Consider the following 6,618-nt stretch of genomic DNA (forward strand, 5'->3'; position numbering starts at 1 on the left):
ATCTGTTGGCTTCGCGCTCGTCGCGCATGAAAGCGTCCGAAATCCGCGAGCTCCTGAAGCTGCTCGACCAGCCGGACATCATCTCGTTCGCCGGCGGTATTCCCGATCCGGCGTTGTTCCCGGCCGAGGCGATCCGTGACGCCTATGCTTCGGTGCTGGGCGGCGCCGAGGCGGGTGCGGCGCTGCAGTACCAGGTCTCGGAAGGCTACCTGCCGTTGCGGCGCTGGCTCGCCGGGCAGATGGGCAAGCTCGGCGTCGCCTGTGACGAGGCCAATATCTTCATCACTTCCGGCTCCCAGCAGGCGCTGGACTATCTCGGCAAACTGTTCCTGTCGCCGGGCGATACCGCGCTGGTGACGTGGCCGACTTATCTCGGCGCGCTGCAGGCTTTCAACGCCTATGAGCCTCGCTACGACCGGCTGACCCCGGCCGGCGGCAACATGACGCCCGATGCCTATCGCGCGGCAGCGGCAGCAAATGGCGGCAAGGCCAAATTCGCCTATCTGGTGCCGGATTTCGCCAACCCGACCGGCAACACGCTGAACCGTGAGCAGCGCGAGGCGGTGCTCGGCCTTGCCGGCGAACTCGACATCGCCGTCATCGAGGATGCCGCCTATCGCGCGCTGCGCTATGACGGCGACGGCGTGCCGCCGATCCTGGCGCTCGACTGCATCAGGTCCGGCGGCATCGACAAGGCGCGCACGCTCTATTGCGGCTCGTTCTCGAAGATACTGTCGCCGGGCATGCGCATCGGCTGGGTTTGCGCCCCGCGCCACATCGTCGAGAAACTGGTGCTGATGAAGCAGGCCTCGGACCTGCACAGCCCGTCGATCAACCAGGTGGTGATGCATCGTGTCGCCGAAGCCGTCTTCGACGGCCAGGTGGAAAAACTTATCGGCGCCTATCGCGAGCGCCGCGACGGGCTGCTCTCGGCACTGGAATCCAATATGCCGGAAGGCGTGACCTGGAGCCGCCCGGAAGGCGGCATGTTCGTCTGGGTAACGTTGCCGGAAGGGGCCGACGCCACCGAGCTTCTGGCGCGGTCGGTGAAAGAAGCGCGGGTGGCCTTCGTGCCGGGCGGCGCCTTTTATGCCGACGGCACCGGGCGCAACACGCTGCGGCTGTCCTTCACGCTCGCCGACCGGCGCGCGGTGAGCGAAGGCATTCCAAGGCTAGCCGCCATCCTGAAGGGATAGGCCGGCGCCGGAGGCCGGCTTTTCCTCCGCCATCACAGTCACCATCCGCTCAAGCTTTGAAAGCTTGGTGCGAGCGAGCTTGCGGACCGGCTTTTCGAAACCTTCTTCGCCGCTTTCGACGACGAAGACCAACGTCATGAAATCGAGCATGAACTCATCTATGGCTGCCGAGACCTCGCGCGACCTGCCCTTGAACCGGCGCAGCAGAGCGGTTGCTTCCTCGATATCCTCGACACCGGCGCTGTCGACCAGCGCTTCGAGCCTCTGAAAACTATCCAATAGCAATTCCTCCCACCGGGGCACCCAACCCGGTTGTGAGCGGAAAGTTCCAAACTGTGAGTGCTCTCGCGAAGAAATCGCCTCCACCGCTTCCGCGGTTTCGACGGGCCATCGGCAATTTTTTGTTCGGGTGGAACCTCCGCGGCCAACAAAGGTTCTTACCAGGTCTGATCCCCCTCAGACCCCTGAAGGCTAGACATGCTTTCCAAAGGCCCGCCGGATCCCCTCCCGGCGGGCTTTTTGTTTGCGGGATAGAACAAGTATCCGCATTGACGACGCCCTGTCCGAACCTAAATTCGAACCTCACGAGGAGGCATCTTTATGGAAACCCAGGAATTGCATCGCGGCCGGCTCATCGACCACATCCAACTGGTGGTCAGGGATCTCGCGCCCAGCCGGCGTTTCTACGAGGCGGTCCTGCAGGCGATCGATGTTCCGATCGGTGGGAGCGGCGACGATTTTTTCTGGGCCGACGAGCTGTTTGTCTCCACTGCCGACAGCCGGGCCGCACAGGGAAAACTCACCGGTCGCCATCACCTGGCTTTCCAGGCAAGGGACCACGCCATGGTCGACGCCTTCTACAAGGCCGGACTGGCGGCTGGCGGCACGGACAATGGCGCGCCGGGCGAACGGCCCTATCATCCCGGCTATTACGCCGCCTTCCTGCTCGATCCCGACGGCAACAACATCGAGGCCGTCCATCATGGTCCGCATAGTCGCAGCGCAGCTTCGGTGAAGATCACCTTCTAAGCTGCCGATATTCAGCCGGCCGGGATCGCGGGCGCATGGGCGATGCCGGAGAGAAGCTGCCTTGCGTTGCCAGATTGATGGCCACGATGCTAACCGTGCAAATGGCGGGCGGGAATCGGCATCGAAGCAACGTGCGCTGCAAAATCCTCAATAGAACTCCCCTTACCCCCTTGGAGATACATTTTTTATGCAAAACCCAACAAGGGCGATCTGTGCCGCCACGCTTTTATTTGCGATCGGGGCCGTGGATCTCACAAGTATATCACCTTTTGCTTATGTTTCATCGGCGCAGGCGCAGGAGGAATATCTTCCGACCCAGAAGGATTTTGTCGGCAAATGGAAACTGAACGGCGGAGCCATCCGGCCGCCGCGCGATATGAAGGATGCGCCGACACCGGAACAGGAAGCGGCCGCCAATGAATTCCAGCAGACGGTGACCGCGTTTTACGGCGCGTTTGACTATCTGGAGATCACGGCGGACGGCCGCTACAATTTTCATCAGCCGGGTGATCCGACGGCGGGGCCTTGCGTCTGGTGCGGAACCTGGTCCTTCAGCAACAGTTCGGCGTGGCTCAAGCTGGAGACCGCGCCCAGGCTGGATATCTACGCCAAGGACGGCGACATGCAGATGACCTACACTGTCGAACCCGACGAAAAATCGAAATATGCTTGGCTGGTTTTCGGTTGGACGAAGGCCGAGTAGGCGGCGGCGCACGGCTCCCCACACCTAAACGGGCCTAAGCGGCTTTTCATCCATCTCGTATCCTCGTATACGAGATGGAGCCAGCCGCCGAGGAGCCCGTATGAGTCCACTGCCTGAAACCGTGCCGTTTTTCAGCCAGTGGGAGACGCCCGACCTGACGCTGGACGTGCTCGCCGACGGCGCGGATGTTGCCCTCAGGCGCGATCCGCTGTGGCGGGGATCGGGCGCGGAAACACTCGATGAATATGCGGTCTGGGCGGCCAATATCTGCGGCATGGCGTGCCTGAAGATGATCCTGGCAAGCCGCGGCGAGATCGTGCCGACGATCGAGCTTGCCAGGCGCTGCACCTTATATGGCGGCTATGTCGTCAACGGGGGATCGATCAAGGGGCTGATCTACGCGCCCTTCGTCAGCTTCGTGAAAGAGGTTTTTGGACTCCGGGCCGAGGTGGTGACCAATGTCGCGACGGCCGAGATTCCGGCGATCATGCAGCGGACGCGCTTCTTCATCGCGTCGGTCAGCAGTTCGATCCGCTGGCCCGAGCGCGAGCCGCCCTCGAAGGGCGGTCATCTGGTGCTGGTCACGGCGGCATCCAATCAGGGTTTCCGCTTCCACAACCCGTCCGGCCATGACCCCGCCACACAGGCAGACGCAGTGTTGGCGCCGGCCGATTTCGACCGCTTCTTCGCCAATCGCGGCATTGCCGTCGCCATTTGATTTTTTTTGACAGTCGAGGGATTTCGATGACCGGTAAGACAAGAGTGGCCATCCTCTATGGCGGGCGTTCGGCCGAGCATGACGTGTCGCGCCTGTCGGCCGCCAATGTGCTGAAGGCGATCGACCGGACGCGCTACGACATCGTGCCGATCGCCATTACCAAAAGCGGCAGATGGCTGCTGCAACAACTTGATGACGCGGCAGGGGCGCCGGCATCCGAAGATGGTGCCGAGGTCGCGCTGCTGCCCGGCGGCAAGGGCCGGCTGGTCGCCGTCTCGCGGGATGGTACGCAGCCTGACCTGCCCCCCATCGACGTCGTGTTCCCGGTGCTGCACGGGCCGTTCGGCGAGGACGGCTCGGTGCAGGGCTATGCCGAGGTCGCCGATGTAGCCTATGTCGGCTGCGGCATCCTCGCGTCGGCCGCGGCCATGGACAAGGATGTCGCCAAGCGGCTGATGCGCGAGGCGGGATTGGCGGTTGCCCGCTCCGTCACCGTGCATCGAAACGGCAAGCATTCCTTCCAGGAGATTGCCGGGATGCTCGGCCTGCCGTTCTTCGCCAAGCCGGCGCGCCAGGGCTCGTCCTTCGGGGTCAGCAAGGTGAATGACAGGGATGGCTTCGAGCAGGCCATCGACACGGCTTTCCGCTACGACGGCAAAGTGTTGATCGAGGAATTCGTCGAGGGGCGCGAGATCGAGTTCTCGGTGCTGGAGCGCGCCGACGGGTCGCTGACGGTGTCGCTGCCCGGCGAGATCATTCCGGCCGGCAAGCACGGCTTCTACACCTATGAGGCCAAATATCTCGATGCCGACGGCGCGCTGGTCAAGGTGCCCGCTGATGTCCCGGCCACTGTGGCCGACAAAGCGAGGGAGATGGCGCGTCAGGCTTTTCAGGCGCTCGGCTGCGAAGCCATGGCGCGCGTCGATTTCTTCCTGCGCGCCGATGGCAGCCTGCTCGTCAACGAGGTCAACACCATTCCCGGCTTCACCGACATCTCGATGTATGCCAAGGCGCTGGCGGCGTCAGGCATCGGCTACAGCCAGACCATTGACGTGCTGATCGAGCACGCGCTGGCCAGGCATGCGGCGCGCTGATCCGATCGGTCGAGAGCGGCCGATGCGGCCCGGATCATTGCCTGTGAGCGAGGCGTATTTCATCGTTGGCTAAAGTTGCACGTCCGCTCTATATGCCCGATCATGGCATTTGGCAGGGGAGGCATCACGTGGCCAATCGTCGAAACGGCACGGCGTCTCCGGCTGACGGGCTAGGGGACGCACTTTCAGCAGCCGCGCCCCATCCGCGAACCTCTTTGCCCAATGTGGCGGCCATCGTCACGACGGTGGCCGCACTGTATTTCGGGCGCGAGGTTTTCCTGCCGATCGCGATCGCGCTGCTGCTGACCTTCGCATTGGCGCCGCTTGTCTCAGCTCTTAAAAAAATCGGCATTCCCCGGATTGCCGCCGTCATTGCCAGCGTGCTCGGCGCTTTCGCGGCGCTTGGCCTGTTCTCCTTCATCGTCGCCACGCAGGTCAGCGAACTGGCGCAGAACATCCCGGTCTACCAGACCAACATCCTGACCAAGATCCGCTCGCTCAAGGAAACCGGGGTCGGGGGCGGGATACTTGCCAGATTGAGCCAGGTGGTCGAGCGTGTCGGCCAGGAGATCGACAGGCAGGACGCCACGCTGCCGGCTGCCGCACCGGAAAAGCCTGCGCGTGAGCCGGTGCCTGTCGAGATCGTCGCCCGAGAAAGGCCGCTCCAGGTCCTGCAGAATATCGTCGGGCCGCTGATCAGCCCGCTTGGGTCGGCCGGACTGATCATCGTCGTCGTCATCTTCATGCTGCTCGAGCGGGAGGATCTGCGCGACCGCTTCATCCGGCTTGTCGGCTACGGCGACCTCCACCGCACCACCGAGGCGCTTCAGGATGCCGCCAAGCGGGTGGGCCGCTATCTCTTGATGCAATTGGTCGTCAACATCGTCTACGCCGTACCGATTGCGATCGGGCTCTGGGCCCTCGGTATTCCCAATGCGCTGCTGTGGGGGCTGCTGGCGCTGGCGCTGCGTTTCGTTCCCTATATCGGCCCGATCATCGGCATGCTTTTGCCGCTGTTCCTGGCGCTGGCCGTTGCGCCGGGCTGGTCGCTCGTGCTGTGGACCGCCGCCCTGTTCGTAGTGATGGAGCTGATCACCGGCAATATCATCGAACCCTGGCTCTACGGTTCGCGGACAGGACTGTCGCCGCTGGCGATCATCGTCGCGGCGATTTTCTGGACGTGGCTCTGGGGGCCGCTCGGGCTGATCCTGTCGACACCGCTCACCGTCTGCCTGGTGGTGCTGGGCAGACACGTGCCGCAGTTTGAATTCCTCGACGTGCTGTTCGGCAACGAGCCCGTGCTCGAACCCCATGCGCGCCTGTACCAGCGGCTTCTGGCCGGCGATCCGGAAGAAGCCACCGACCATGCCGAGGAGATGCTGGAGGAGAAATATCTGGTCGAATTCTACGACAAGGTTGCCATTCCGGCGCTTTTGCTGGGCGAACAAGACCGTGTGCGCGGCGTCATGGGCGATTTGCAAAGGCGGCAGGTGGCGGCCAGTGCCCTGGTGCTGGTGGCCAATCTCGACGACAGCGCGCAGGAGGAGGCAGGCGAGGAGGAGGCGCCGCCCGAGGCCGCAGAGGCGAGCGACGATGGCGATCCCAACGGGGAAGACGAGACCGACCTGCCCGATGGAACGGATATGTCCGTGCTTTGCGCCGGTGGGCGTGGCGAGCTCGACGACGCCGCCGCCGCGATGCTGGCGCAGGTGCTGGAGGTCCAGGGCGCGACGGTATCGAAAGCCGGCTTTGCGGATATGGAGCCCGCCAGCATTCGCCGCCTTGAGCTCGAAACCGTCGACACTGTCGTGGTCGGATTCCTGAACCGGGATTCCGTCAAGCACGCCCGTTTTCTGGTTCGCCGGCTGAAGCGTGCCA

General features: G+C 63.3%; 7 protein-coding genes. 6 read left to right on the forward strand and 1 reads right to left on the reverse strand.

Annotated elements, in window-relative coordinates:
* The first annotated feature begins 2 nt into the window (after positions 1 to 2).
* Complete coding sequence (locus EN939_RS15955) at positions 3 to 1,196, forward strand: aminotransferase-like domain-containing protein (protein WP_127268754.1); 1,194 nt, start codon at positions 3 to 5, stop codon at positions 1,194 to 1,196.
* Here EN939_RS15955 and EN939_RS15960 read toward each other — a convergent pair.
* Positions 1,173 to 1,475: a hypothetical protein gene (locus EN939_RS15960; protein ID WP_236382754.1), complete on the reverse strand. Its 303-nt coding sequence runs from the start codon at positions 1,473 to 1,475 to the stop codon at positions 1,173 to 1,175. The genes EN939_RS15955 and EN939_RS15960 overlap by 24 nt on opposite strands.
* 321 nt (positions 1,476 to 1,796) lie before the next feature.
* Here EN939_RS15960 and EN939_RS15965 point away from each other — a divergent pair, with 321 nt between their 5' ends.
* The 5 genes from EN939_RS15965 to EN939_RS15985 all read left to right on the forward strand — a co-directional run.
* Entirely contained in the window at positions 1,797 to 2,225 is a 429-nt protein-coding gene (locus EN939_RS15965; RefSeq protein ID WP_127268756.1) for a VOC family protein, read from the forward strand.
* A gap of 187 nt (positions 2,226 to 2,412) precedes the next feature.
* Positions 2,413 to 2,928: a hypothetical protein gene (locus EN939_RS15970; RefSeq protein ID WP_127268757.1), complete on the forward strand. Its 516-nt coding sequence runs from the start codon at positions 2,413 to 2,415 to the stop codon at positions 2,926 to 2,928.
* 100 nt (positions 2,929 to 3,028) lie between these two features.
* Entirely contained in the window at positions 3,029 to 3,646 is a 618-nt protein-coding gene (locus EN939_RS15975) for a C39 family peptidase (protein ID WP_127268758.1), read from the forward strand.
* Positions 3,647 to 3,672: 26 nt separating this feature from the next.
* A complete protein-coding gene (locus EN939_RS15980; RefSeq protein WP_127268759.1) occupies positions 3,673 to 4,740 on the forward strand; it encodes a D-alanine--D-alanine ligase family protein in 1,068 nt (355 codons plus the stop codon).
* A gap of 128 nt (positions 4,741 to 4,868) precedes the next feature.
* The coding region (locus tag EN939_RS15985; RefSeq protein WP_245473101.1) for an AI-2E family transporter at positions 4,869 to 6,618 on the forward strand (1,750 nt) is incomplete at its 3' end.

It is taken from the genome of Mesorhizobium sp. M7A.F.Ca.CA.002.05.1.1, from assembly GCF_003998335.1.
In the GTDB taxonomy this organism is placed as follows: Bacteria; Pseudomonadota; Alphaproteobacteria; order Rhizobiales; family Rhizobiaceae; genus Mesorhizobium.

Excerpts from the sequence above, each read along its gene's own strand:
- EN939_RS15965 (WP_127268756.1), top strand. The coding sequence starts at position 1,797 with ATGGAAACCCAGGAATTGCATCGCGGCCGGCTCATCGACCACATCCAA.
- EN939_RS15970 (WP_127268757.1), top strand. The coding sequence starts at position 2,413 with ATGCAAAACCCAACAAGGGCGATCTGTGCCGCCACGCTTTTATTTGCG.
- EN939_RS15975 (WP_127268758.1), top strand. The coding sequence starts at position 3,029 with ATGAGTCCACTGCCTGAAACCGTGCCGTTTTTCAGCCAGTGGGAGACG.
- EN939_RS15980 (WP_127268759.1), top strand. The coding sequence starts at position 3,673 with ATGACCGGTAAGACAAGAGTGGCCATCCTCTATGGCGGGCGTTCGGCC.